The sequence below is a fragment of the Paenibacillus gorillae genome (assembly GCF_000513275.1).
GTDB classification, from domain to species: Bacteria; Bacillota; Bacilli; order Paenibacillales; family Paenibacillaceae; genus Pristimantibacillus; species Pristimantibacillus gorillae.
Window position 1 is genome coordinate 1 of record NZ_CBVJ010000080.1, and the last position, 23,699, is coordinate 23,699.

Genomic DNA, 23,699 nt, shown 5'->3' on the forward strand with positions numbered 1-23,699 from the left:
CTTTCCAAGATCACGGAACGCATCCACGTTATTGATATCGAGCGGCATATACTCGAAATGCTCGGCGAACCGGTTCCATAGCTCGGTATCATCAGCTTTGTAACGACAGAATTCGACGATAGATTCGTACACGTCTGAGCGGAATTGCTCGTTCGTGCGGGTGCGGCGGGCAAGGCCGACTACAGCAAAGTTTTCGGACAGCTTGCCTTCCTTATATAAGCTGAACAAGGCGGGGAACAATTTACGTTTTGCCAAATCTCCTGTTGCCCCAAACAAATAGTATACGGCGCCCTGCCCGAGGGTTGATTCCAGGTTCGTAGTATGGTTCATTTTCCTCATTCTTTCCTATTCATTTTGTAGTTTCACATGTTATGTAGTTTAGCATAATAATCCTTAAACTGCTATTCATCTTCCGCATAAAAATAACTGATGAGTTCTGTTATTTCTGCTGATTATGGGGCACTATTTGCATAATCCCCTGTAATTAACGGAAGACCGACAATCAAATCATGCTGCTTGGAGCCAGCTTCACGGTGAACAGCTGCTTGGAAGCTGATTAGCCTGCCCTCCTTGCCTCCGCTCTGCACTGATTTCTGCAGCCGGTCGGTATAGTAAGAATTGCTCACGGTGCCGCCATCAGCGTAGTGCTCAACCTCCCTCGCCTGCCCCGCCTTCTCCAGACGATGTATTGCATCATTATATTCCGTCTTCCCCCGTACGGTTATACCTTCTGTGTATTTCGTACCCGCCGATTTCAGCACAGCCTCTACTTTATAGACGAGATCAAGCAAGCTTTGCTTGCTAGCCTTCCCGCTAGTGCGGAACTGCAGAATGGCCCTTTTTTGTCTGCCGGCGGGAAGGCTATGAATGGACAATTCTCCGCCGTATGCCTCCAACATAACGGTAGCCTCGTCCGCTCCCTCTGAGATTATAACTGAAGTCATCGCCTGTACGAGTTCTCCAACCGTTGCTCCGTCCCCTTCTACATCCCAGCGCAAGCTCCATTCCGCGGCACCTGCACCATCCTTAAACAGCTTGTCCGTCCAGGACCATAGCGATTGGATATCATGCTGAAAAGCACTTTGCTTCGCTGTATCACTGCCTTTCTGCATGAATGCCCACCAGCCGCAGGCGACAAGTACAACGATAGCTGCTAGTACAGCCAAACGGGCGTGCATTTGCTGCCGTTTCCGGTTCTTAATTGTTCGAATCGAATAGTAAGATGTTGAGATAGGGTCCGCCTCCCGACACATCATTTCGCCAATCATTCGCTCAATCTGTTTGATCACGTCTTTAATTGGGTATTTATCCATACGCATGAGCCTGTAGGTGAATACACTGGTTGCAAATCGATCAGTGGGGGATGCCATTATGGAACAAATTTATCCGCTTCGAGAAGAGGTTATCGCTAATTTTTGCGGATTGCCGGTATGCGTTATTATGCGGGATGGAATGCGTCATGTTGGAGTACTGAGCCATTGCGGGAACGGCAGACTGACGCTTAACGGACAAGAAGGCGAAGTGGAAACCGCAGCAGAAGTGAACCAGACTAAGCCCGGCAAGCAGAAGAAAGGAAAAGGGAAGAGCTCAAAAGCGGCCGCTGCCAAAATGGAAACGGTGCAAGCACAAGCCTATCCGTATGACCCCTATGCCTACAATCCGTTATTCCCGTTTGGCGGGAAAATCGCACTTGATCTTGCTTTAGTGGCTTTCCTGTTCCTGCTTTTATAGAATCGCCAATATCGCCGCAAAGTCGACAGCGGCATTCGTCAGACTTTGCGATTGATTCCGTTTATGCTGAAAAAAAGCTGGCTGCCCCGCTGGCAAGAAAACCGAATGTATAAAGGAGGCAGTTACCATGTCCATTCGTCCGATCTACCGTACTCCGCGATATGCTGAACGCGTTTTGCCTGTGAAGGCAGTCGAGCGCAGCGCTGCTTATTCGTTCCGCGAAGATGAACCTCAGCTGCCTTCTGTATGGGTGCAAAAACCCCGCCACTCCATTCAGGAGAGAGAACCTGACTATGCGAGCTATGACCGTTCCCTGCATCTGAGCAGACTTGGTGGCGGAAACGGCAGAGGCAGATGGATCGATCAGTATGTTTAAACTCATTCTACCAAATCTGGAACAAAAATAACACCGGATATCCGGTGTTACTGCATGGATGAATTATTCCGCTATGCCCTGTTTATGGGCATAAATCGCCGCTTGCGTCCGATCGTCGACGCCAAGCTTATTGAATATATTCGTAATATGAAATTTCACAGTCTTGATGCCAATATACAGCTCATCGGCGATTTCCTGATTGGACATGCCTTGCGCCACACGCTTAAGAACATCCATCTCCCGCTCGGTCAGTTCCTCGTGCAACGGTGTTTGGGACGGCTGTTTCGGCTGACGGAGCCGGCTCATCATCTTAGCCGCCACTTGGGATTCCAATACCGACTGGCCCCGCGAAGCCGCACGAATCGCATCAGCGATTTCCGTCGCCCGCGAAGTTTTCAGCAAATAGCTGAAAGCACCCGCTTCAATGACAGGGTACAGCTTGCTGTCGTCCAAATAACTCGTCAACACAATGACTTTGCACTCCGGATACAGTTCCAACAGCTTCTGAGTCGTCTCCACGCCATCCATGCCGTCCATTACGAGGTCCATTAGAACGACATCCGGTTTATAAGCCTGCGCCAGCCTGATTCCATCATAGCCATTGCTTGCCTCGCCGACGACCTCGATCCCTTCCTCCGTATCCAATACCGCCGCAAGTCCGATTCGAACCATCTCATGGTCGTCGACCAGCAACACTTTAATCCGTTGATTCAGCTGTTCCATCGGCTCCACCTGCTCCCACCGCTTTCTTATAACGTTTCTTAATCTGCTTCTTCTATATTAACTCATTTTTTATACGGCTTCCAACGGAACCCGAATATCGATCATGGCGCCCTCGCCAGGCTTCGAGAGCATATGTAACAGCCCGCCCAGCTCGTTTACCCGTTCTTCCATCGTAAGCAGCCCGTAAGAGGTCTGTTTTTTCACTTCCAGATCAAATCCGACTCCATCATCAATCAAAAGCAATCGTACGTAAGGACCATCGCGCAGCAGCTTGATTTCCATCCGCTCTGCCTTCGAATGCCGCAATGTGTTAGACAGCGCTTCTTGAGCAATACGGAATAAGTGATCCTCTGCATCCGTTTGAAGGGAAATCGTATCGTCTACCTCCAATATAATTTCCATTGGAACCTTCTGCTTCAACTCGTCCACCAGAGCGGTCAGCGCCATTCCCAGATTTTTACCATCCAGATGAACAGGCCTTAGATGCAGCAGCAGCGCGCGCATTTCAGATTGCGCCACCGAAGCCATCTCCTCGATAAGCTGAACCTGTCTCTTGGCCCGCTCCCAATCCCGCTCAATCGTCCGGCTAACAGCCGTTGCTGTCATCGATATCGCGAACAGCTGCTGGCTAACCGCATCATGCAGCTCCCGGGCAAGTCGCTGCCGTTCCTCTAGAACAGCAGAGAACTTCACCTTCTCTGTCCAGATCGCATCGCTTTGCTCTTCATCAGACTGGCTTTCGTTAGAGGCGTCATCCGGAGTGTCGATCGTCACGCGAATGTTGCGTTTGCGCTGCTGCTCCGTCAAGCGCTGGATCGCAGCCTTTAATTTGGAGTTCTGCAAATAGCCGACCAGTGCAGCTGCAGCCATAGAAGCTCCAATAACGGTAAGGCCCATTACCGCCCATTTACCCTGCAAGGTGAAAAGTTGAATATAACCGATGCTTTGCAGCACGATAACGACAAGGCTAATAATAATAATCAGCCATAGCACCGTCTCGGTTATATGTTTACGACGGGCCGCCTTGCTCTGCTGCTCGGACGGCTTCGAATCCGCCATTTCTGCTCACTCCCTCAATCCCAATCATGATAAAAGCAGGCAAGAGCAGACCGGGCGCGCCCGATCCGCTCTGTGCTTCATGATCTGCTTTCGATTTCATTCTTACTCAGCTGGACTCTCTTCAACCGGAGCCGAAGATTTATTGAGCTTGCTCTTCAACGCTTCGAGCTGCTCATCCACCTTCATCCGTTTTTCAACGTCAGCTACGTTGAAGGAATTAACTGCCGCGCCGCTTCCGCCATAGGCGTACGGTGTACGGAGCACATCCGCTTCCGCTTCCATTTGCATAATTTTCTCTTCCATCCGGTGGAAGCCTCTCGAAGCCGAGCCGCTGTCAATCGTATGGTTAGAGCTCAATTGCGCCATTTGCTTTTGCGCTTTTGCCACTTGAGCGCGGGATGCCAGCTCATTGCGTTTGTTGCGAAGCTGGTAGAATTCCTCTTTCATGCCATGCAGCTGCTGCATCAGATCATCAGCTTGCGCTTTTGTTTGTGCATGAAGTTCTGTGTACTCGCCAGTCTTTTGCTCGAAGTACAGTTTTTCTTCCAGCAGCTTGCGTGCCAGATCTTCTTGTCCTGCGCGGAGTGCCGCTTCCGCTTTCGACTCGCGGTCGGACGTACTGCGTACAGCTTCTTCCAAACGCTGTTTCATACGGCGCTCGTTCGCCATTTGCTTCGCGACTGTCACCTCTGCCTGATGAATCTCAGCTTCCATATCCCGCAAGTATTGATTCAGCATAACTACCGGATCTTCAATTTTATCGAGCGCCTCATTCACCGAAGCCTTAGTCATATCCTTCATTCTTTTAAAAATTCCCATGTTTATTTCTCTCCCTTCTCAATTTGCGCCAGTTTAGCGCGAAGTTCATCTACTTCTTTACGAAGTGCTTTTTTCTCCAAATCATCCATCATCCGGTCAAACTGAGCCGAAGATTGCTGCGGCGTTGGTTCAGAGGACTGCGTAGCAGCTGCATTATTGCCCCAAGGCGGTTTCGGCGGCTGCGGAGGGTTTTTGTAAGGGCCTCCTGTATGTGTACCGAAGTTATTTCCAAAGTTGCCGTTGTTATGGTTTCCGTACTGGTTGTTGTAGTTGCTTCCATAGCCATTGCCGTATCCTCCGTAACCTGGTCCAGGACCAAATCCGTTATCATATGGCGGCTCCTTCGGTACGACAAGACCTGCGATAATATAGACGGGGATGACCATGCCGCTCGTGAAGATCGCTGCAACGATAAGCAGAATCCTCAGCAGTGTTGCGTCTACATTAAGAACATCCGCTAGGCCGCCGCATAGTCCGAATAACTTTTTATCGCGTGCCGAACGGTACAGTTTTTTCAAGAGGACCATCCTTCCTTATCGAGTTTGCGCTTCAATTGCTCCAATTCACGTTCGATGACGGATTGTACCGTCTGTCCCGCTTCCGAAGCAAATTCCCGGCCCATTCTGCGCAGATCCTGAAAGCTCTTAGCTTCCAGCTCCATATCGCTGATCCGGTCTTCCAAGCGGCGGAACATCGTGCCAGGATTGGCGCCTTGATCACCGACTCCAGAGTATCTGGAATTCAGCCTCTGCTGCAGCCTGAGCGATTCCATCCTTGCTGCGTAATATTCGCGCTTGTCATATACCGTCTGATACTCGCTGCGCATTTCACGAAGCTGGTCTTCCAGCTCAACCGTGTTTTGTCTGCTTTGCTCATACAGATCGCGGTATTGGGCCGAACGCTCCTCGCTGCTTGCTTTCTCATGCAGTGCAATTCTCGCCAGCTGCTCTTCGCCAGCCTTCAGCGCCGTCAGCGCTTGCTGCTCGCGTTTTTCTTTCTGCTGCTCCGCTTGAAGCCATTGCGCCTTCAGGTGATTGCTATGTCCGGCGTACTGTTGATACAGCCGCTCCGCTTGAATAATGTCTTCTCTTGTGGACCAGAGAAACTGATCAATCAACCGAACCGGATCCTCTGCTTTCTCCAGCCGCTCATTTAAGGTAGCGACCGTAATGTCGCGAACTCGCCGCATAATGCTCATTCAATGACCTCCTCGCCAAATTTCATTCATTTTAGTAGCTGCGTCTATTCCGGTATTGGGAAACGCCATATATGATAAGCACGATTGCCGCGATTACGAGGATCGCCCCCAAGTATTTGCCAAACAGCCAAATCGCACCAAGCGCAACTAGTATGCCGCCGAGCCATTTCTTGTCGTTACGGTAACCGACCACCCCAAGACCAATCAGAATAAACGGGAACAAAAAGCCGATTATGGAACCGATGTGAACCCCGATAAAATTAAGTACGACGATACCGCCTACGACGGCTAACAAGATGCCAAGCACTTTTTTACCATCCATTGTTAACTCCACCACCTTTCCGTTTCTTTGCTCTATTCTTTTGGTTGCTGCTGCTCTCTTGCTTATGTTCTTATTCTAGATCTTTTTTAGGCTTTCTAAAACGGACTTACGGCGGTATCTGCACTAGACCTTAGTCGGGGCAGCCTGCCAGCCCTGCGGATTAGCGGTATTTCTCCTTCTATTCTATCATAATAAACCGGGCATTCTCCCCATGACAAACATCCCGTTCACAATAAATAAACCCCCTCTTCTTCTATTGACATAGAGGTTACTCTAGACTGTAAGATCAAACAGGGGAACTTTGCTTATTTAATTTTACACTCGGTGTATTGTTTCTTTGATCAATGCGGTTTAAGATAAACAAATCTTCTTATGATTTAGCCGCTTCCGGCTAAGCTAACATTATAATCGGTATTAATGAAAGGTGAACAGAATGTCATGATTTTATCTCAACCTGGTGTTGCGCAAGAAGCTTCCAAAAAATTTCCGATCTCCTTGTTTTCCCTAACGGTGGGAGCATTTGCAATCGGCATGACGGAATTTGTCATTATGGGCATTCTTCCGAATGTGGCGGATGATTTGGGGGTTAGCATTTCTGCAGCTGGGCAGCTTATAACCATGTATGCGCTCGGAGTTGCGGTCGGAGCTCCTATACTAACCATGCTGACTCGCAACATTTCGCAAAAGAAACTGCTGATTTTTTTGATGGGTCTGTTTATTTTCGGTAACGTTGCTGCTGTATTCGCCCCGAACTATTCCATTCTAATGGCTGCCCGGTTAATTACCGCACTGACGCATGGAACATTCTTTGGAGTTGGTGCCGTTATCGCATCAAGACTTGTCCATCCGGACCGAAGGGCCGGCGCTGTCTCCATGATGATGGCTGGCCTTACCATTGCCAATATAATAGGTGTTCCGCTCGGAACCTTTATCGGCCAGCATATGGGCTGGCGGGCTTCATTTGCCTCGATTGCTGTCATGGGCGTTTTGACACTAATCGGCATCATTATATTTATTCCGAAATTGAAACAGGAAAAGGCGACAGGCATCATGCAACAACTAAAAGAGGTCGCGAATCCAAGACTGCTTGTATTTCTAATGATATCCGTTCTGGGCAATGCAGGCCTGTTCGCGATTTTCACCTACATCGCCCCGCTGCTCGTTGAAGTGACAGGCTTTGCCGATCATCATGTGACCTGGATTCTTGTTCTATTCGGATGCGGTGTCACACTTGGTAATATCATAGGCGGCAAGCTGGCCGACTGGAAGCTCATGCCTACGATTCTTGGTATTTATTTTGCAACATGCATCATACTCGGCGTGTTAACTTTTACAATTCATAACCAAATTACCGCCGTATTGACGATCTTTCTTTGGGGCGCTGCATCCTTTGCTGTATTCCCGGGAATGCAGGTACGCATTATGAACCTTGCCAAGTCTGCTCCCGCACTAGCTTCCACGATGAGTCATTCAGCCGGCAATTTGGGCAATGCGACAGGCGCTTTCATCGGAGGATTTGTCATTACTCACCTATCCTTAGTGTCCCTCCCTTGGGTTGGCGCGATTCTGGTAGGCTTAGCGCTGCTGCTGGCTATTGTTTGTTTTATTTCCGACCGGAAATATGATGCTGCTTAGTAGAGGCTGCTAACACCCCAAAAAAGCTCTTAAGATCACCGCTAGATGATCTTAAGAGCTTTCTATTGTTTATAATGAAATCCTCTTACTCCGACTGGAGCGTTAATACACCCGGTACCAGCCCTTCAGCAATGGCTTCGATTCGTATGTCCCCTGCTTGATGCATGGACTGTATCAAAGCCATCGCGTATCCATTAAATACACTTCTCGTATTTCCTTTATCCGGCTCATGGCATCCCGGATCGCCATTCCCCAGTCCCAGCAGCTTGCCTTGGCCCGAAACACGAAATTCAATTTGGTTAGAGGCAACCGTCACTCCCCGTCCCAATTCATCTGTAACTGAGACGGTTATTACGGAAACGTCTTGACCGTCGGCAAGCAGCTTCATTCGGTCAGCCTCTAAGCGGATCGCGTATGCGTCCGTTGTTGTTTCCTTCCTGTCTCCTGCTGCAATGCTGCCGTCCCGGCTCCCAACCGCTTCGAGGGTACCCGGCTCATAAACCACATGCCAGGATAATGTATGCTCGCCAACTTCCGGATCTGCTGTCTTTGCGCCTAAGCTCCGCCCGTTCAGGAACAGCTCGACCTCGCTGCAGTTCGTATATACGCGTACCTCTACCAGCTTGCCCAATTGATCAGGCCAATTCCAGTGCGGCATGAGATGAACGATCGGTTCATCCCTCCATATGGATTGATAGAAATAATAAGAGTCCTTGGCAAACCCGCAGTAGTCAAGAATCCCGAACTGTGACGTGACAGACGGCCATTGGAATGGCGTCGTCTCCCCGCGATAGTCAAACCCCGTCCATACGAACAAGCCGCCTGTAAATCGGTTATTGATAAAATAGCGCCAGCTTTGCTCAGGAGTAGACGTGCCTCCTGCTCCGCCCAAGTTGCCAACGTCCAGCTCTTTGCCAAACATCGTATATTTCGAACCGTAGCTGGAGCAGTGGCCTCCTTCCCGGTCATCCTTATACACTCCTCTTGCGGAGAAAAAGGAAACATTTTCAGTATTCAGCACTTTAGCTTCCGGATGCTCTTTCATCCAATTTCCGATTGAATGGTCACCTGTGACCGACTCGCCGTAATTAGCGCCGTTCACATCCATTTCTATTCCGTCCTGACTGAGGCATGCCACAGTAAGCGGACGAGTAGGATCGATTTTTGCAGCCAGCTCCCGCATACGCTTCAGCATCCTCTTGGCCTGATAGCTGCCGCTGATTTTCTCCTCGTTGCCAAGACTCCACATAAAGATACTCGGATGATTGCGGTCGCGGTACATCATCGATTTCAATTCCTCGAGCTTGATATCTGTACTTTCCATGATCCGGTTCTCATTCATCACAAGCATTCCAAGCCTGTCGCATGCTTCAAGCAATTCCGGTGCCGGGGGATGATGGGCGCAGCGGTAGGCATTGCAGCCCATATCCAGAAGCCGCTTAATTTTGTATTCATGCACACGGTCTGGCAGTGCGATTCCCACACCAGCAAAATCCTGATGATTACAGGTTCCCTTCAGAAGCAGATACTCTCCATTCAGATACAACCCGTCTTGGCGGTATTCTACTGTACGGATGCCGAATACGGTCCGGTAAGTATCGACAATATTGTCTCCTTGAATAATTTCCGTTACAGCCGTGTATAAGTACGGTGTGTCCGGCGACCACAGCTGCGGATCAGCAACTTGAAGCGATTGGGCAATCATTGATTTATCGATTCCATTCGTACGGCTTTCCCTTTCTTCAGTGGCTGCAAGTTGTCCATCGTTATCCAGAATACTCGTCCGGATGCTGTAGTCCATCTGGTGTGAATAAGCATTGCTCACTGTCGTTTCCGCCGTAATTATAGCCTGACCGCCCTCTAAACGCTCAGTTTTGATAAAAGTACCCCATCGCTCCACATGCAAAAAATCATGTTTAGTTAACCACACATGGCGGTATATGCCGCCGCCCTCATACCACCAGCCTTCCTCCCCGCCCGTCGTATCCGTTCGTACAAGGATGACGTTATCCCCTTCATCTTCCCCATACTTCAGGAGGTCTGTAATATCATAGTGAAAGCTCGTATACCCGCTCAAATGATCGCCGACGAAGCACCCGTTCACCCAAACCGAACTGGCGCGCATAACACCGTCAAATTCGATGATGATTTTCTTGCCTTCATCCTCCTGCGGAATTTGAAATACCTTCCGATAGTAACCCGCTCCGTTAGGAAGATACCCCTGAAACGCAGCTCCCTGCTCTTCCTTGTAGGGCTGATCCAATCTCCAATCATGCGGCAGATCGACACTTACCCAGCCTGTCTGCTTGTCCCGGGGAGTGCCCGATCCATAGATTTGAGAAATTTCAAAGTTTGGATCTCCAGTCAATTCGCGTATGAGGTTTTGCGTCATACGGGCTGACTCGCCTATCGCATAGGGCTCATGCTTTTCATCCTCCAGGGCGTTCGTGAGTCCGGCTATCATCCCTGCTTTTTTAACCGTTTTGGCAATTTTGCCAACCTCTCCAAAGTGAAACATCCAGTGTGCATCAAAGTTTTCTCTAGATCTCATGCTCATGCAAAAGCTCCTTTATACCCCATATGTTACTTTTGCGATTTCGCCCATTCATCGAGTTGTTTTTGCTTCTCGCTAACAATAGTGTCACTGCCTGCAGCCTTCAATTTTTCAATAAACTTCGGCAAATTCGTGTTGGGGTCCAGTGCTCCCGACTCCAGGCCAACACGATATTCTGTCAGCACATTATTCACAGCAGCCAGCTCCGTTTTTACTTTCTCAATGTTGAAGCTAAAGCCAAGCGCTTTCGATTTCTTTGCAGTCTTGTTGAACTCATCCATCTTGCTCCAAATATCCGGATCTTCTACTGTCCATGTGTAGGACAGAAACTGGTTGCCGAACATATACGGCGTACCGAAGTTATAACCCAGATTCTGAATATCAACACCTGAAGGATAGTCGATGACATTATCCGATTTTTTCACATAATGCTTACCTTCAATTCCCCAAGTCATCAAGTTGTACAATTGCTTATCGGAATAGAGCAGGTTCAGTAACATCATCGCTCTTGACGGATCCTGCGAGTTTTTCGGAATGGACCACATCATGCCTGTGATCGAATCTGTTGTCGTGTAAGCATCTGTCAAACGGACAGCGATCATCTCTTTGCCGCTTTTTCTGGACGCTTCAATTTCCGAGCCTGGCTTTAGATTCGAGAAGTAGGCGAACGCTTTTCCAGCCTTGACCATCTCGCGGCCATCCTGCTTGCTGGTACCTCCATCCTTAAGCATAAAGCCCTTTTCAAACCAACGGCGAAGAATACTCAGCTGATCTGCGTACTCCTTGGTTTCGTAGAAATCGACAACCTTCAGATTGTTATCGTAATTCGGGAGTACGCCAACTCCCCCGCCCAGTGAGTCATAGGTTATATAACCGGCATTGAAAGGAGCCGTTCCGGGATTTTTCGCAACAAGCGGCACTATATTCGGTTCATTCTCTTTGATTGCTTGGAACACGGCATTCAAATCATCAAGGCTATCAATGTTACTGGAATCGATATTGTATTGATCCAATAAGTCTTTGCGCATCAGTATCCCATAATCGGAAGCAAGGTCTCTTACAGGTGTAACGGCATAAGTCTGGCCATTAATTTGAGAAGCGGCAAGCTGAGCCGGGTCCAACGCTTCCTTAATTCCTTCTCCATACTTATCGAGCAGCTCATCCAGCGGATTCAACTGTCCTTGCGCCGCCAGCAAACTATAATTGAATAAAGAAGAAGTAAACATCAAGTCGATCTTTTCGTTGCCGGTAAGCATCAGATTAGTTTGCTGCTGCCAAGCGCTCATTGCAATAGGCATCAGCTTGACCGTTGCATTTATTTTCGCTTTCGTAATTTTGTTCATTTCATCTTGCACTTCCAGCATATCCTTCTGATCATTACCGAAGAATGCTACCGTCAATTCATAAGGAGCCAGGCCATTGCCATCTGATGAATTGCCCGCTTCCTCCGTATCCTTTTTCGAACCGCAGCCCGCCAGCACCATCGATAAAGCAATTACTGTCGTCAGCATGGCTAGTACCATTTTTCTTCCTGGTTTGTTCCCTCTCATCCTTAAAGCCTCCCATGATTGTCTAATTTATTTATGCTCAACCAGTCTAAGACTGAATGCAGCTAACCTTTTACTGCGCCAACAGTGAGTCCCTTGACAAAGTATTTTTGAAAAAACGGATAAGCCACTAGAATCGGTATAATCCCGATTACTGCCATGGCCATTCGTACGGTTTCCATCGGAGCGCTTGCCGCCGCATCGCCTTGAATATTTCCAAAATTGCTGCTTGCCAAATATTGAATATCGAGCAAAATCCGGTTCAAAAGGTTTTGCAGACTGAACAGCTTGCTGTCCGTGACATAGATCATGCCGTTAAACCAGTCATTCCAATAATGAATGGTCTGGAATAGGGCTACCGTCGCAAGAATAGGGAGGGAAAGCGGCAGTACGATCTTCATAAATGTTCCGAACTCTCCCGCTCCGTCTATTTTGGCTGACTCAACAACGGGTTCAGGAATCGATGTGACAAAAAAGGTTCGCATCAGCATGACGTAGAAAGCGTTCATCAGCAGCCCTGGAATAATAAGCGCCCAAATTGTATTTTTCAGATCGAACACTTGTGTATAGACCAAATAGGATGGGACTAGTCCTCCGTTGAACAGCATGGTGAAGAAAACGAAAAAGGACCAGAAATTACGCCAAGGCAGCTCTTTTCTTGATAATGGATAAGACAATAACGCGGTTATGATCAGGCTGCAGATCGTTCCTGCTGCCGTGATTATGAGGGTGATGCCATAAGCATGCAGGATTCTCCCGGCGTCCTGCATCAAGTAAGCATAGGCTGAGAAGCTGATCTTCTCCGGGAACAATGAATAGCCATGGTGGAATAGTGATTGCTCATCGGTGATGGATGCTGTGAACAGCAGGACAAAGGGCAGGATGCACGAGCAGGCGATCACAGCTAAGATGAGATTAATGCCCCATTGCCACAGCAAATTTTTCGTTTTCAATTCATTCGCCCCTTCCTTTAGAACAATGCGTTATCACGGTTTATTTTCTTAACGACATAGTTAGAGATAAAGACGAGCAGGAATCCAACGAAGGACTGATACAGCCCGGCTGCCGAAGACATGCCAACATCACCAAGCGTCATCAAGGCACGGTATACATAAGTGTCAATGACATTAGTCGTCGATTGCAGCGCCCCGGTATTCAACGGCACTTGGTAGAACAAGCCGAAATCCGAGTAAAAGATACGTCCGATTTGCAGCAAAGTCATTACTGTAATGACAGGCATCAGCAGCGGAAAAGTAATGCTCTTGATCTGCTTCCATTTTCCTGCTCCATCTATCGTTGCAGCCTCGTAATACTCTTGATCGATGCCTATGATTGCTGCAAGGTAGATCACGCACAGATAACCGGCGCTCTTCCAGATGTGTACGATTGTCAGGATGTAAGGCCAGTATTTCGCTTCGCTATACCAAGAGATTTCTGATAGGCCAAGCATTGGCAGGATCGTTTTGTTAAGCAGTCCGCTATCCATACTAAATACTGCAAAGACCAGGTAGCCGATAATGACCATGGAAATGAGGTAAGGCAGCAAAATAACGCTTTGATAAAAACGTGATAAGAACCGCTTCTTCACCTCATTAAGCAAAATGGCGAGCCCTACCGCGATGAACAGATTGAGCACAATGAACACAACATTGTACAGGATAGTGTTTCTCGTAATGATGAAAGCATCTGTGGTCTTGAACAGATATTCAAAGTTTTTCAGTCCGATCCAATCGCTCCCGAATATACCCTTCGTATAGTTGAAATCTTTAAACGCAATAATGACTCCAAACATCGGCAAATAATTATTGATAACAAGATAAATGATTCCTGGCAACATCATTAGAAGCAGCACACCAGACTTCCTGAATGTCTTGTTTCTCTTCCTTGTAGTTGACTGTGTCATGCCGCGTACCCTCTCCAAACCCTTAAAGTTGTTTTGCCTAAACACCAACTATTTACCATAAGTTTATAAGTGTTTACCACTAGTAAACACCTTTAGTATAGGATTGAATTGTCATTGCATCGTCAACATGGGGTAAAGAAATTATTAATTTCCGGATTGCTGAATTGTGACAGTAAAGCTGCAGATAAGCTGGAAAATAAAAAGAAGATGCCCCTCTCCCTCAGAGATGAGCATCTTCTTTTTGATTGTATCGTCATCCTAATGATGACACACTTATGCTTTAACATAAGCCAAGATCATATGGACCATCTGATCCAACACGATAGCCGGATCAATCGTCTGATCCAGATGCAGCAGCTTCCCTCTCAAGGTCATACGCTGCTCGGTAGCATTGACCACATTGCTAAGCGTGTAGCCCAATACTTTGACATCGATATCTTTACGAATGGAGCCGTCTTCAACACCTTCCTGCAGAAGCATCAGAAACGGGTGCGGCACGCTGCGCAAAAACGTCCGATACCTGCTCTCCAGCTCAGGAGTCGGATAATTTTCTTGATACAGCATATCGAACATCGCAATAAATTTGATCGTGTCCGCATTGTCCAGCGAGCCGCGAACAGTTTCCTCTAACAAAAATTGAAGCTTCTCGTAGCCGTTCTTTCCCTGAAGGGTCGTCTGTTCCATTCGTATTACCCACGCACTCAAAATATCAATTTCCACTTCAAAAATAATTTCTTCAAGGGAACGGAAATATTTATAGAGCGTTACCTTGCTTATCCCGCAAGCCTCCACAACGTCCTTAAGCGTAACCGAGGTTAGCCCTCGTTCAATAAACAGCCGCTTCGCGACCTCTTTAATATCCTCGCGCCGCTGGTTTCTATGCTGCTCCAGCTGCTCCTTCCACTTCGTCTCCATTTCATACCTCCTTTCTCCTGCTAAAATTATTCGATTACAGCTTATTGAAATACTCCGAGTGTTACAGCTTTGCATCCCATCGATTACAGAACGGATCGATAGGACTTATGCCTTTAAATTCAGATCGTCCCAGCAATTTGTCAACGACGGCCAATAGGGTCGCTTCATTTCCCGAATAAGCATTAATATATACGGGTATCCGCGGAATATCGAGCAAATGATAAGGGTTAGCCAAAGAAACAAACACCGTCGGCAGTTCTCTCACAAACCAAGGGACATTAGCTGCAATAAGCGGCTCCCATTGAATCCGTACTGTCGTCTGATTGCTTACCGTTTCGAAATTGGCTATATAGAGTACAAGGTCATATTGTTCACGGAGCTTTCCGACGCCTTCGAACAAAACTTTAAAGTCAATTTGTTTGGAATCAAACTTTGTGACGATGAAGCCTTCTTCTTGCAGCCGGGAAGACACAATATCGGAAAGCGAGTGGTTCCCGTATCCCTTGTCTTTGCCAATAAAATGAAGCAGGATCCGTTTATGGGTATCGGCTGCAATAGGCAATATCTGTTGATTATCCTTGACTAGCGTTATGGATTGATCCGCACATGCCTCTGCCCACTGACGATGCTCCTCACAATGCAGCAGCTGTGAAAGCTCATCCGGTTGCGGGACTAACGTTCCTGCGCTCTGCTGCTTGTGCAGGCCAAGAGATGCCTTTAGCGCTAATATTCGGGTAACCGCTTCATCCAGCCTCTCTATCGTCAGTATTCCGTTTTCGATCCCTTTCAACATGAAGGAGAAGTCTTCCTGAATGTCCTTGTTGAATAAAAACATATCGCAGCCGGAGGCGATCGCTTTCGGTACGGCAATTTCCCTTTTTTCAGCCATCATGAAACCAGCCATCAGCGTAGCGTCCGTTACGACCAGTCCATTAAAACCTAATTGGCCTCGCAGCAGCTCGTTAATCAATTCAGGAGCCAAGGTTGCAGGCATTATGTTCTCATCCGGCAGCCCGGGGATAAGCTTCCTTGAATAAGAGGGCAGCATAATATGGCTAGCCATCACGGTATCGGCACCCGACTCGATCAGTTCCCGAAACACCTTCCCATAAGTCGAATCCCACTCATCTGCGGACAAATCATTCGATGTCGTCAATAAATGCTGGTCCCGCTCATCTATGCCATCCCCTGGAAAGTGCTTAATAGACACTGCCAGCCCGCTTTCCTGCATTCCGGCCGTGAATGCCTTCGCCATCCTGGCTACGCGGTCCGGATTCGATCCAAATGTCCGGACATTCGTAATCGGATTACGGAAATTGAAGTCAATGTCAACAACCGGTGCAAACGCCCAATTGCAACCGATAGCCCTGCCCTCTCTGCCTGCAACGAGCCCTAGCTTATAAGCCATATCTTCATTATCTGTTGCCGCGACCTGCAGGGGATTACCGAAATAGGTGCCATCCGCAACAATTTCATTCCCGCCAGCCTCGAGATTAGCGGCCAGCAGCAGAGGAACTTTCGTAATTTCCTGTACGAATCGATGAGAGGCCTGAACCTGCTCTCCTGCCCCCATCCGAAACATCATTCCGCCTGGCTGGACGGATTCAATTAATGCTCTCAGCTGATCACGTTCATCCGTCCATCCGATCAGACAAAATAGCTGTCCGATCTTTTCTTTAACATCCATAGCTGCTAAAGCAGTATGCACCCATTCTATATCTTCATGCCGCAAATTAAACGGCTTTGCCTTCAAGTTTACCACGTTATCCTCCTTTTTGCTCATTCCAAGCACATGTTTTGCAAGGCTTCTCTGCTCTTCACTGTTAAGGCAAATTCCACAGCTAAATAGGTTTCATAATCTCTAAACTTGTCCTTAATAGATCTGAATACAGCCTCCAAATACTCCTCTTTGATGCCGAGCATCTGTTCAATATTGTGCAGTTCTGCATCACTGGCATGTCCAGCAAGCTGATGCATAATATCGTTATGCGTCTCTTTCATAATTTCATTGGTAAGCAAATAATCTTCCATAATGACAGCCTCTGAAACGCCTAATGCCATCAGAATAAGGGCAGAGCCAACTCCTGTTCGATCCTTGCCCGCCGTACAATGCTGCAGTAGAGCTAAATTGTCCGTATGCTGAACCATTTCCATTAGGCGCCTGTAGGCTGGATTGTCGATGGGCAGCTTCTCATATAAATCCATCATCATCGTATCCGTCCGGTATTGTTTAAAAAAACCTTGTTTGAGTAAAGCGATGATAAAATGATCCTGGTGATCCTCTTTGGCTCCGTGTTCCTCCGGCATATTTAATAAAGACAGGCCGCCTGAACCAATAGCTTGCACATGCAATTGGTTCACCCCTGGAAAAATAGGGTCCGGTTTTTTTAGCACCTCATAATCGCTTCTGTAGTCAAAGATCGTTTTAATATTCAAGCTTTTGAAGTGTTCCTTATCTTGCTCAGTCAATCCGGACAATTCATCCGAACGAAAGAAAAGCCCTTGTTTCACTTTTCGGCCATCTGCCGTTCGACAGCCTCCCAAATCACGGAAATTACGAGCCCCTTGAAAAGAAATTAATTGCTGCATGCTCTCACCCCTCTATGATGTATAACCCAACATGGGCTCCTGCCAAAAACAACGGATTTACTATCAATAAATCTCTATTTACTCCTAGTAAACTCATTTGAGTATAGATAAGAATTGTTAAGCAATGATTAACTGCAAGTAAAGAAATTATCAATTAGAAAAGGATTCAGATCATTTAAGGCCTAGATGAATTGTTCCTTAAGAGCTGTACTACGAATCGTTCACGTCTTATTTCAGAAAAAAAAAGAATGACAGACCGCTTAACGGTCTATCATTCTAAACACTTAGGGAGCTATATGGAAAAGCACTTGATATCCCCGCTTCTGTACCTCAATCCTCTTTGCTGTACATGCTCTGATCCTGCAATCGGATCAGTACTTTGCCGAAACGGCCGCCAGTCTGAACAGCTACCTGCCCTGACGGATACGTTTGCTCCAAATAGCTGGATACCATCTGAACAGTGCGTTCATCCGCAGGCAGCCCGTAATGACCAAGCAAAGTCATCACTTCTTGCAGCGCCGCTTCAAGCGTAACTTCTTTCGTTTGCATCTCCCGTGTTACAAGAGACTCGTACGAATAGCCCTTCAGATAGAGCAAATGGAGTAAATAGCCCATTTCAAGCGGCTTCTTTTTGAATGGCTGACCCGTCGTGACGAGCGGCCAAATCTCTTCCAATAAACTATGCTCGTTGTGAGTCACCGGCATACTGATATAACAATACTCCTTGGCGCTAAAAAGCACCTTCTCCACGCTCTCCCAATCATGTATGACGGGGCACATCGATACGAACACCAGATCAAAGGCCTCTCTCCAGCCTTTGCTTTCAACATCAATATGCTCAAACGGTTCATGTACGATGCTCACTTGACCATCAGCGAATTTGGCCGTGTTTTCTTTCAGCAGCTCAACAAGCGGAGGAGAAGACTCTAAGGCGGTAACCCGGGCTCCCCGCTCTGCAAAAGGTACTGTAAATACGCCCGATGCGGCGCCAATATCCAGTACAGCGGCATTTTCAAAACGAACTCCTTGACCTTCAAGCCAGTTAATAATCCGTTTGCTCCGTTTTTTGCCCTCTTCATTAAACGACTGCTCGTTGAATATCTTCGCCTTTGGGTCAAAGGAACGGGAAGGATCGATTCCTGCCCGCTGCATCTTTTTCACCACAGTGTCGCTCTCCTCTTTCCATGCTTTTTCCCAGACCGCTTCATTATAAAAATCATTCATATCTATTCCACTCCTCGTTCTATTATAATTTAATCAGATCTATAATATCTATAATTAAACAAGAAGAAGCATATTGCTTACTTCTTATTCTTATCATGAGTGCATTTCCGTTTTAGAGCTTCATCAATAACCGTCTGAATCGTGTGCGCCTGCAGATACTGGTGAAGCTGCTGTTCCGCGCCATACATAACCTTCTCAACCAGACATTCGCTTCCGCCTTTGCGTTCCTGCTCACCCTGCTCCGTTAACAGCTGATGCTGCTTAGAATTCGTATTCGAGCATTCGAACATCTGCTGCCTGCCTTCAATGACTTGAATCACATCGAGGAAAGTGATCTGCTCCGCCGGCTTAGCCAGCTCATAACCGCCATTCACCCCGGGCACCGCACGTACAATTCCATCCTGCCTCAGCTTGGACATGATTTTGGACAAATAGCTTTCTGAGACGCCAAGCGACACAGCTAGCTCTTTGATCCCTACGTTATTATGACGTTCCGAATTGCCCAAATGAAGTAAGGCATGCAGAGCGTAATCTGTACTTTTGGAGAATTGTATATTTCTCTCCTCCCTCCTATTAATTACAGACCTATATTGTCCATAATAAATGATTTGACCGTAAAATGCAATGTCCTTAGGACTGCCAATAGTATGCCAGCCACTCAGCAGCGTTGACAGTAAAATCAAAAATGAATATAATGGTCACGACAACTATAATCATGTCTACTATTAAGGAGGAATCCCTTGGAATTAGAAAAATATATTGGCGTCAATGTTCAACGAGCAGCGCTAAAGCTAAACAACTATTATCAAAAGGTAGTCAATCCATTTGATATTACAGTGGAGCAGTGGGAGATCCTGGTCGTCCTGTGGGAGAAAGAAGGGATTACCCAAAAGGAGCTTGCCGAGAGACTGTATAAGGATCAGACTAACGTTGCGAGAATGTTGTTCAAATTGGAGAAAAAGGGCTTTATTTACCGGGTCGTTCATGAAACGGATCGAAGGTCTTTACGCGTTTATTTAACACCCAAAGGCAGCGATATTAAAGACGAAATTCTTGCTCCATCCATGGAGGCCTATGAGAAAACCGTTAAAGGTTTGTCGGAAGAGGAAGTAGAGACGTTTAGAAGAGTGCTCTCTGTCATGTTCAATAACGTGAAAGACCTATAATCGGAAATCGGTGAGAGGAGCAGTCGTATGCACTTCAAATTAGAGGAAGCGATAGAAGTTCTCGAGCGCACGCCACGAACATTGGAATTCTTTTTATCAGGTATATCTGATGGGTGGCTGCACTGCAACGAAGGTACAGGAACCTGGAATGTCCGTGAAGTCATTGAGCACCTGATTGAAGGTGAGAAAAATAACTGGATGCCTCGGCTAACGTTTATTCTGCAGGAAGGTGAAAGCAAGCCCTTCCCTTCATTCGACCGGTACTCTCACTTGAGTCAAAAATCTGAAACAACAATTGAAGATGACTTGCTCGAATTCAAAACGCTGCGAGAACAAAATCTAACGGCACTTAAAGAACAGCTTAATCCTGAAATCCATTTGGAACAAACCGGCTCGCATCCCGCATTTGGTGTCGTCAAGGTCAAGGAATTAATCGCTACATGGGCCGTTCATGATTTAACGCACATCGCTCAGATCGTTCGGGTAATGGCAAAAAGATACGGTAGCGATGTAGGTCCGTGGAGCGAATATTTAGGTATTCTAAAATAAACCATCAGCATTGGATTCATAGTGGAATGAATCCATGCGATATATAGTTGTCATGTCTATTATAATCAAGACATGTTATTCTATAATTTCGGAATGGCATGTCTAGCCATTAGGTATATACTTGCTACGACAATTAATGATGTAGCAACGAAAAGGAGAAAAGTAACATGGATTCAACTGAAAAAGAAATTGGCATATTTGATGCACCCTATAGAGCCTTAACGATAGGAATTATTCTTGCCGTCACTACAGTTGCCTTTGAAGGATTAGCGATTACTACAATTGCTCCGAGTCTCGCGCAAAAATTGCAGGGCATTCATCTATACGGCTGGATATTTAGCGCCTTCCTGCTAGCGCAAATCGTCGGAACAATGGTTACCGGACAACGGATCAACAAAAGAGGCGTGTTTGCATCATTTGTCACTTCGATTCTCTTTTTCGTCATCGGGATCGTTGTTGCCGCTCTTTCCGTCAATATGATAATGTTAATTGCCGGAAGACTGCTGCAAGGTTTTGGCGCAGGTGCCATCATCACCTGTGTATACTTCAGCATTACGGCAGGTTATCCCGACCGATTGAGAACGAAGATACTTGCCATGTTTTCAAGCGCGTATATTTTGCCTGCATTAGTTGGTCCATATATCGCTGGACTGTTAGCCGAATATATCTCCTGGAGATTTGTATTCTGGTTTGTACTGCCTTTCATTGGCTTGGCCGTAATCCTTACGTTACCCGCTTTCCGCAATTTCAAAACCGAGGAAGTATCGGAATCAAAGAACAGCCGTAAAGAAGGTTATGCCATATTACTGGCCGTTGGAACAGGATTATTGCTGGCTGGACTTAGCTCTATAACGAGCTGGAAAGGAATGGCGCTAACAGTGGCGGGATTGCTTATTATGATTCTGCCATTGCGGAAGCTGCTGCCAGCCGGCACTTTTACGGCACGGAGAGGGTTGCCCGCAACGATAATCTCAAGAGGTTTGTTTGTCGCTTGCTATAATGCAACCGAAAGCTATGTCGTCCTTGCATTGACAGATGTCAAAAAATTGCCTGCTGACCTAGCAGGTTTAATCGTAGCTGCCGGCGCATTAAGCTGGTCTGCCGCGGCTTGGCTCCAATCCAAGCTTGATGCCAAGGATCATGGCACAGGCCGGAATAAACGGGTTACAGCCGGAATTGGATTGATGGTCATTGGTGTTATTGCAGTTATGCTGGCTGTCAGTCTCCCTGAAGGCGGAATTGTTTACGCAGTTATCTCGCAAATCTTCACCGGCTTTGGCATTGGCCTGGCTCATCCAACCACAGGAGCTATTGCCTTACAGCAAGCGAATAAAGGAGAAGAAGGAAACATATCCGCCAGCCTCCAATTTACAGACGCCTTCAGTCCGGGGTTAAGCATCGGGATCGGCGGGGCTTTCATCGCAATTAGCCAAACCATGAATTGGGGCTTGTTAACCGGCATTGTGCTCGCTATATCCCTTCAGTTGCTCTTCGTTATCGTGAGCTTGATAATGTCCTTACGTATTAAGAAAGGGAATTCTGCACCTCAAGCGTGAATGGACTAAATCTAATCTGATTACTCAACAGAAAAACCGTTGAACTTATGTCCAACGGTTTTTCTTCATTTTACATAGAGTTTATTGCAAATCAAAGGCAGTGAGTACATCGTCGATTTTCATACTGTCTGCTGTAGGTCCGTTCAGCGTCCAATTTTGTATCGCCATGAATCAAGTTTTTAAGTAATAAATAATAAGCTTATTAAAAACAAAAAAAGCTCATCGGATACATATCCAATGAACTTCTAGTTGATTAATCTGGTGCCGGTGAAGGGACTCGAACCCCCACGGTTTCCCTCACGATTTTGAGTCGCGCGCGTCTGCCATTCCGCCACACCGGCATTTTGTAAAGATGGCGCGGCCTAAGAGATTCGAACTCCTGACCTTTTGATTCGTAGTCAAACGCTCTATCCAGCTGAGCTAAGGCCGCAAAATACTTATTAAATTGTGGAGGCGCCACCCAGACTCGAACTGGGGGTAGAGCTTTTGCAGAGCTCTGCCTTACCACTTGGCTATGGCGCCATATAAATGGAGCGGAAGACGGGAATCGAACCCGCGACCCTCGCCTTGGCAAGGCGATGCTCTACCGCTGAGCCACTTCCGCAAAACAATGGCTGGGGATTCAGGGATCGAACCTGAGAATGACGGAGTCAAAGTCCGTTGCCTTACCGCTTGGCTAATCCCCAATGTCAATTAAAATATGGGGCGGACGAGGGGAATTGAACCCCCGAATGTCGGATCCACAAACCGATGCGTTAACCACTTCGCCACGACCGCCATGTTCATATTCAATTGGCAGGGGCAGCAGGAATTGAACCCACACCAAAGGTTTTGGAGACCTTTGTTCTACCTTTAAACTATGCCCCTAGGTTGTGGTGGAGGGCGATGGATTCGAACCACCGAACTCGAAGAGAGCAGATTTACAGTCTGCCGTGTTTAGCCACTTCACTAGCCCTCCACAACATGGTGCCGGCGATAGGAGTCGAACCCACGACCTACTGATTACAAGTCAGTTGCTCTACCAACTGAGCTACACCGGCATATTCATTTGTTAAAAATGGTGGCTCGGGACGGAATCGAACCGCCGACACGAGGATTTTCAGTCCTCTGCTCTACCGACTGAGCTACCGAGCCAGATGTTTGTGTTAATGGCGGAGCTGACGGGATTCGAACCCGCGGTCTCCTGCGTGACAGGCAGGCATGTTAGGCCTCTACACCACAGCTCCACATCATTGTCGGACACACATTGGTAAAGTTTTGGTTGCGGGGGCAGGATTTGAACCTGCGGCCTTCGGGTTATGAGCCCGACGAGCTACCGGGCTGCTCCACCCCGCGTCGTTCAAAAAAAGTATTTATGGTGGAGGCTGAGGGGATCGAACCCCCGACCCTCTGCTTGTAAGGCAGATGCTCTCCCAGCTGAGCTAAGCCTCCATATCGCTTGAGCGACCTTTATAATATACCATATTCAGGTCAACTTTGCAATACTTTTTTAGGTTAAAGTTTAGAAATTGTAAATGGTGACCCGTAGGGGATTCGAACCCCTGTTACCTCCGTGAAAGGGAGGTGTCTTAACCCCTTGACCAACGGGCCTAAAAGTTTTGCGAAGTAAAATCTTACTTCGTAAGCAAAAGATAATTATGGCAGAGAGGAAGGGATTCGAACCCTCGAGACCCGGTTAGAGCCTACACGATTTCCAATCGTGCTCCTTCGACCACTCGGACACCTCTCTATATGGCTCCCCGAACAGGACTCGAACCTGTGACAACTCGATTAACAGTCGAGTGCTCTACCAACTGAGCTATCAGGGAATATGATTCAAAGCTTTGCGCCTTG

General features: G+C 47.3%; 22 protein-coding genes, 16 tRNA genes and 1 pseudogene. 6 read left to right on the forward strand and 33 right to left on the reverse strand.

Annotated features, from left to right (window positions below; all coding sequences use genetic code 11):
• Both TY10_RS13855 and TY10_RS13860 read right to left on the reverse strand, forming a co-directional pair.
• Positions 1-330 (reverse strand): annotated as a pseudogene (locus tag TY10_RS13855) (glucose-6-phosphate dehydrogenase); the annotation flags it as partial.
• A gap of 122 nt (positions 331-452) precedes the next feature.
• Entirely contained in the window at positions 453-1,313 is an 861-nt protein-coding gene (locus tag TY10_RS13860) for a YwmB family TATA-box binding protein (RefSeq protein ID WP_042164501.1), read from the reverse strand.
• 58 nt (positions 1,314-1,371) lie between these two features.
• Here TY10_RS13860 and TY10_RS13865 point away from each other — a divergent pair, with 58 nt between their 5' ends.
• Both TY10_RS13865 and TY10_RS13870 read left to right on the forward strand, forming a co-directional pair.
• Complete coding sequence (locus TY10_RS13865; protein WP_042164503.1) at positions 1,372-1,731, forward strand: hypothetical protein; 360 nt, start codon at positions 1,372-1,374, stop codon at positions 1,729-1,731.
• Between the two features lie 127 nt (positions 1,732-1,858).
• Positions 1,859-2,107, forward strand: coding sequence for a hypothetical protein (locus tag TY10_RS13870; protein ID WP_042164506.1), 249 nt, complete (start codon positions 1,859-1,861; stop codon positions 2,105-2,107).
• Positions 2,108-2,170: 63 nt separating this feature from the next.
• On the opposite strand, the gene TY10_RS13875 is transcribed toward TY10_RS13870, so the two are convergent.
• From TY10_RS13875 to TY10_RS13900, 6 genes are all read right to left on the reverse strand, one after another.
• Entirely contained in the window at positions 2,171-2,830 is a 660-nt protein-coding gene (locus TY10_RS13875) for a response regulator (RefSeq protein WP_042164508.1), read from the reverse strand.
• Between the two features lie 69 nt (positions 2,831-2,899).
• Positions 2,900-3,889, reverse strand: a complete 990-nt coding sequence (locus TY10_RS13880; protein WP_042164510.1) for a sensor histidine kinase — start codon at positions 3,887-3,889, stop codon at positions 2,900-2,902.
• A 102-nt stretch (positions 3,890-3,991) separates the two neighbouring features.
• The gene (locus TY10_RS13885; protein ID WP_042164513.1) at positions 3,992-4,708 is read right to left on the reverse strand and encodes a PspA/IM30 family protein; all 717 of its coding nucleotides are present in this window, start codon (positions 4,706-4,708) and stop codon (positions 3,992-3,994) included.
• Positions 4,709-4,710: 2 nt separating this feature from the next.
• The gene (locus TY10_RS13890; protein ID WP_202903188.1) at positions 4,711-5,235 is read right to left on the reverse strand and encodes a PspC domain-containing protein; all 525 of its coding nucleotides are present in this window, start codon (positions 5,233-5,235) and stop codon (positions 4,711-4,713) included.
• Positions 5,223-5,906 carry a PspA/IM30 family protein gene (locus tag TY10_RS13895; RefSeq protein ID WP_042164517.1) on the reverse strand — a complete coding sequence of 228 codons (684 nt, stop codon included), beginning with the start codon at positions 5,904-5,906 and terminating at the stop codon, positions 5,223-5,225. The genes TY10_RS13890 and TY10_RS13895 overlap by 13 nt, the downstream gene beginning before the upstream one ends.
• A 31-nt stretch (positions 5,907-5,937) precedes the next feature.
• Complete coding sequence (locus TY10_RS13900) at positions 5,938-6,228, reverse strand: LiaF transmembrane domain-containing protein (RefSeq protein ID WP_042164519.1); 291 nt, start codon at positions 6,226-6,228, stop codon at positions 5,938-5,940.
• Between the two features lie 438 nt (positions 6,229-6,666).
• Between TY10_RS13900 and TY10_RS13905 the strand changes: the two genes are divergently transcribed.
• The gene (locus tag TY10_RS13905; protein ID WP_042164522.1) at positions 6,667-7,863 is read left to right on the forward strand and encodes an MFS transporter; all 1,197 of its coding nucleotides are present in this window, start codon (positions 6,667-6,669) and stop codon (positions 7,861-7,863) included.
• A gap of 85 nt (positions 7,864-7,948) precedes the next feature.
• Here TY10_RS13905 and TY10_RS13910 read toward each other — a convergent pair whose 3' ends face one another.
• From TY10_RS13910 to TY10_RS13950, 9 genes are all read right to left on the reverse strand, one after another.
• Positions 7,949-10,420, reverse strand: a complete 2,472-nt coding sequence (locus tag TY10_RS13910) for a glycoside hydrolase family 2 TIM barrel-domain containing protein (protein ID WP_238327622.1) — start codon at positions 10,418-10,420, stop codon at positions 7,949-7,951.
• 26 nt (positions 10,421-10,446) lie between these two features.
• Positions 10,447-11,967, reverse strand: coding sequence for an ABC transporter substrate-binding protein (locus TY10_RS13915; protein WP_238327623.1), 1,521 nt, complete (start codon positions 11,965-11,967; stop codon positions 10,447-10,449).
• Positions 11,968-12,029: 62 nt separating this feature from the next.
• Complete coding sequence (locus TY10_RS13920) at positions 12,030-12,917, reverse strand: carbohydrate ABC transporter permease (RefSeq protein ID WP_042164525.1); 888 nt, start codon at positions 12,915-12,917, stop codon at positions 12,030-12,032.
• Positions 12,918-12,934: 17 nt separating this feature from the next.
• Positions 12,935-13,867 (reverse strand): ABC transporter permease, encoded by a 933-nt coding sequence (locus tag TY10_RS13925; RefSeq protein ID WP_042164528.1) that lies wholly within the window; start codon positions 13,865-13,867, stop codon positions 12,935-12,937.
• A gap of 273 nt (positions 13,868-14,140) precedes the next feature.
• On the reverse strand, positions 14,141-14,782 hold the full coding sequence (locus TY10_RS13930) for a TetR/AcrR family transcriptional regulator (RefSeq protein ID WP_042164530.1): 642 nt from the start codon (positions 14,780-14,782) through the stop codon (positions 14,141-14,143).
• 61 nt (positions 14,783-14,843) lie between these two features.
• On the reverse strand, positions 14,844-16,544 hold the full coding sequence (locus TY10_RS13935; protein WP_042164546.1) for a glycoside hydrolase family 3 protein: 1,701 nt from the start codon (positions 16,542-16,544) through the stop codon (positions 14,844-14,846).
• Positions 16,545-16,561: 17 nt separating this feature from the next.
• On the reverse strand, positions 16,562-17,371 hold the full coding sequence (locus TY10_RS13940) for a tyrosine-protein phosphatase (protein ID WP_042164532.1): 810 nt from the start codon (positions 17,369-17,371) through the stop codon (positions 16,562-16,564).
• 330 nt (positions 17,372-17,701) lie between these two features.
• Positions 17,702-18,595: a class I SAM-dependent methyltransferase gene (locus TY10_RS13945; RefSeq protein ID WP_042164533.1), complete on the reverse strand. Its 894-nt coding sequence runs from the start codon at positions 18,593-18,595 to the stop codon at positions 17,702-17,704.
• A 77-nt stretch (positions 18,596-18,672) separates the two neighbouring features.
• A complete protein-coding gene (locus TY10_RS13950) occupies positions 18,673-19,149 on the reverse strand; it encodes an RrF2 family transcriptional regulator (RefSeq protein WP_042164547.1) in 477 nt (158 codons plus the stop codon).
• 186 nt (positions 19,150-19,335) lie between these two features.
• Here TY10_RS13950 and TY10_RS13955 point away from each other — a divergent pair, with 186 nt between their 5' ends.
• The 3 genes from TY10_RS13955 to TY10_RS13965 all read left to right on the forward strand — a co-directional run bounded on the left by TY10_RS13955 (position 19,336) and on the right by TY10_RS13965 (position 21,866).
• Positions 19,336-19,761, forward strand: a complete 426-nt coding sequence (locus TY10_RS13955) for a MarR family winged helix-turn-helix transcriptional regulator (RefSeq protein WP_042164535.1) — start codon at positions 19,336-19,338, stop codon at positions 19,759-19,761.
• Positions 19,762-19,788: 27 nt separating this feature from the next.
• Positions 19,789-20,310, forward strand: a complete 522-nt coding sequence (locus TY10_RS13960) for a DinB family protein (protein WP_042164537.1) — start codon at positions 19,789-19,791, stop codon at positions 20,308-20,310.
• A gap of 167 nt (positions 20,311-20,477) precedes the next feature.
• Complete coding sequence (locus TY10_RS13965) at positions 20,478-21,866, forward strand: MFS transporter (protein WP_042164539.1); 1,389 nt, start codon at positions 20,478-20,480, stop codon at positions 21,864-21,866.
• A gap of 259 nt (positions 21,867-22,125) precedes the next feature.
• Here the strand turns inward: TY10_RS13965 and TY10_RS13970 are convergent.
• The 16 genes from TY10_RS13970 to TY10_RS14045 all read right to left on the reverse strand — a co-directional run bounded on the left by TY10_RS13970 (position 22,126) and on the right by TY10_RS14045 (position 23,674).
• Positions 22,126-22,207 (reverse strand) — tRNA-Leu (locus TY10_RS13970).
• A 12-nt stretch (positions 22,208-22,219) separates the two neighbouring features.
• Positions 22,220-22,296: transfer RNA gene (locus TY10_RS13975), tRNA-Arg, on the reverse strand.
• Between the two features lie 18 nt (positions 22,297-22,314).
• Positions 22,315-22,388 (reverse strand) — tRNA-Cys (locus TY10_RS13980).
• 7 nt (positions 22,389-22,395) lie between these two features.
• Positions 22,396-22,470, reverse strand: a tRNA-Gly gene (locus TY10_RS13985).
• Positions 22,471-22,477: 7 nt separating this feature from the next.
• Positions 22,478-22,552, reverse strand: a tRNA-Gln gene (locus tag TY10_RS13990).
• Between the two features lie 15 nt (positions 22,553-22,567).
• Positions 22,568-22,643, reverse strand: a tRNA-His gene (locus TY10_RS13995).
• A gap of 16 nt (positions 22,644-22,659) precedes the next feature.
• Positions 22,660-22,733 (reverse strand) — tRNA-Trp (locus TY10_RS14000).
• Between the two features lie 6 nt (positions 22,734-22,739).
• A tRNA-Tyr gene (locus TY10_RS14005) sits at positions 22,740-22,824 on the reverse strand.
• 6 nt (positions 22,825-22,830) lie between these two features.
• Positions 22,831-22,906: transfer RNA gene (locus TY10_RS14010), tRNA-Thr, on the reverse strand.
• An 18-nt stretch (positions 22,907-22,924) separates the two neighbouring features.
• Positions 22,925-23,000: transfer RNA gene (locus tag TY10_RS14015), tRNA-Phe, on the reverse strand.
• Between the two features lie 15 nt (positions 23,001-23,015).
• Positions 23,016-23,092: transfer RNA gene (locus TY10_RS14020), tRNA-Asp, on the reverse strand.
• A 32-nt stretch (positions 23,093-23,124) separates the two neighbouring features.
• Positions 23,125-23,201, reverse strand: a tRNA-Met gene (locus TY10_RS14025).
• Positions 23,202-23,221: 20 nt separating this feature from the next.
• A tRNA-Val gene (locus TY10_RS14030) sits at positions 23,222-23,297 on the reverse strand.
• Between the two features lie 84 nt (positions 23,298-23,381).
• Positions 23,382-23,456, reverse strand: a tRNA-Glu gene (locus TY10_RS14035).
• A gap of 48 nt (positions 23,457-23,504) precedes the next feature.
• Positions 23,505-23,595: transfer RNA gene (locus TY10_RS14040), tRNA-Ser, on the reverse strand.
• A gap of 3 nt (positions 23,596-23,598) precedes the next feature.
• A tRNA-Asn gene (locus TY10_RS14045) sits at positions 23,599-23,674 on the reverse strand.
• Between the last annotated feature and the right edge of the window lie 25 nt (positions 23,675-23,699).

Coding starts and splice junctions, on each gene's coding strand:
- TY10_RS13860 (WP_042164501.1), bottom strand. CDS start 1,313: ATGGATAAATACCCAATTAAAGACGTGATCAAACAGATTGAGCGAATG.
- TY10_RS13865 (WP_042164503.1), top strand. CDS start 1,372: ATGGAACAAATTTATCCGCTTCGAGAAGAGGTTATCGCTAATTTTTGC.
- TY10_RS13870 (WP_042164506.1), top strand. CDS start 1,859: ATGTCCATTCGTCCGATCTACCGTACTCCGCGATATGCTGAACGCGTT.
- TY10_RS13875 (WP_042164508.1), bottom strand. CDS start 2,830: ATGGAACAGCTGAATCAACGGATTAAAGTGTTGCTGGTCGACGACCAT.
- TY10_RS13880 (WP_042164510.1), bottom strand. CDS start 3,889: ATGGCGGATTCGAAGCCGTCCGAGCAGCAGAGCAAGGCGGCCCGTCGT.
- TY10_RS13885 (WP_042164513.1), bottom strand. CDS start 4,708: ATGGGAATTTTTAAAAGAATGAAGGATATGACTAAGGCTTCGGTGAAT.
- TY10_RS13890 (WP_202903188.1), bottom strand. CDS start 5,235: ATGGTCCTCTTGAAAAAACTGTACCGTTCGGCACGCGATAAAAAGTTA.
- TY10_RS13895 (WP_042164517.1), bottom strand. CDS start 5,906: ATGAGCATTATGCGGCGAGTTCGCGACATTACGGTCGCTACCTTAAAT.
- TY10_RS13900 (WP_042164519.1), bottom strand. CDS start 6,228: ATGGATGGTAAAAAAGTGCTTGGCATCTTGTTAGCCGTCGTAGGCGGT.
- TY10_RS13905 (WP_042164522.1), top strand. CDS start 6,667: ATGATTTTATCTCAACCTGGTGTTGCGCAAGAAGCTTCCAAAAAATTT.
- TY10_RS13910 (WP_238327622.1), bottom strand. CDS start 10,420: ATGAGCATGAGATCTAGAGAAAACTTTGATGCACACTGGATGTTTCAC.
- TY10_RS13915 (WP_238327623.1), bottom strand. CDS start 11,967: ATGAGAGGGAACAAACCAGGAAGAAAAATGGTACTAGCCATGCTGACG.
- TY10_RS13925 (WP_042164528.1), bottom strand. CDS start 13,867: ATGACACAGTCAACTACAAGGAAGAGAAACAAGACATTCAGGAAGTCT.
- TY10_RS13930 (WP_042164530.1), bottom strand. CDS start 14,782: ATGGAGACGAAGTGGAAGGAGCAGCTGGAGCAGCATAGAAACCAGCGG.
- TY10_RS13940 (WP_042164532.1), bottom strand. CDS start 17,371: ATGCAGCAATTAATTTCTTTTCAAGGGGCTCGTAATTTCCGTGATTTG.
- TY10_RS13945 (WP_042164533.1), bottom strand. CDS start 18,595: ATGAATGATTTTTATAATGAAGCGGTCTGGGAAAAAGCATGGAAAGAG.
- TY10_RS13960 (WP_042164537.1), top strand. CDS start 19,789: ATGCACTTCAAATTAGAGGAAGCGATAGAAGTTCTCGAGCGCACGCCA.
- TY10_RS13965 (WP_042164539.1), top strand. CDS start 20,478: ATGGATTCAACTGAAAAAGAAATTGGCATATTTGATGCACCCTATAGA.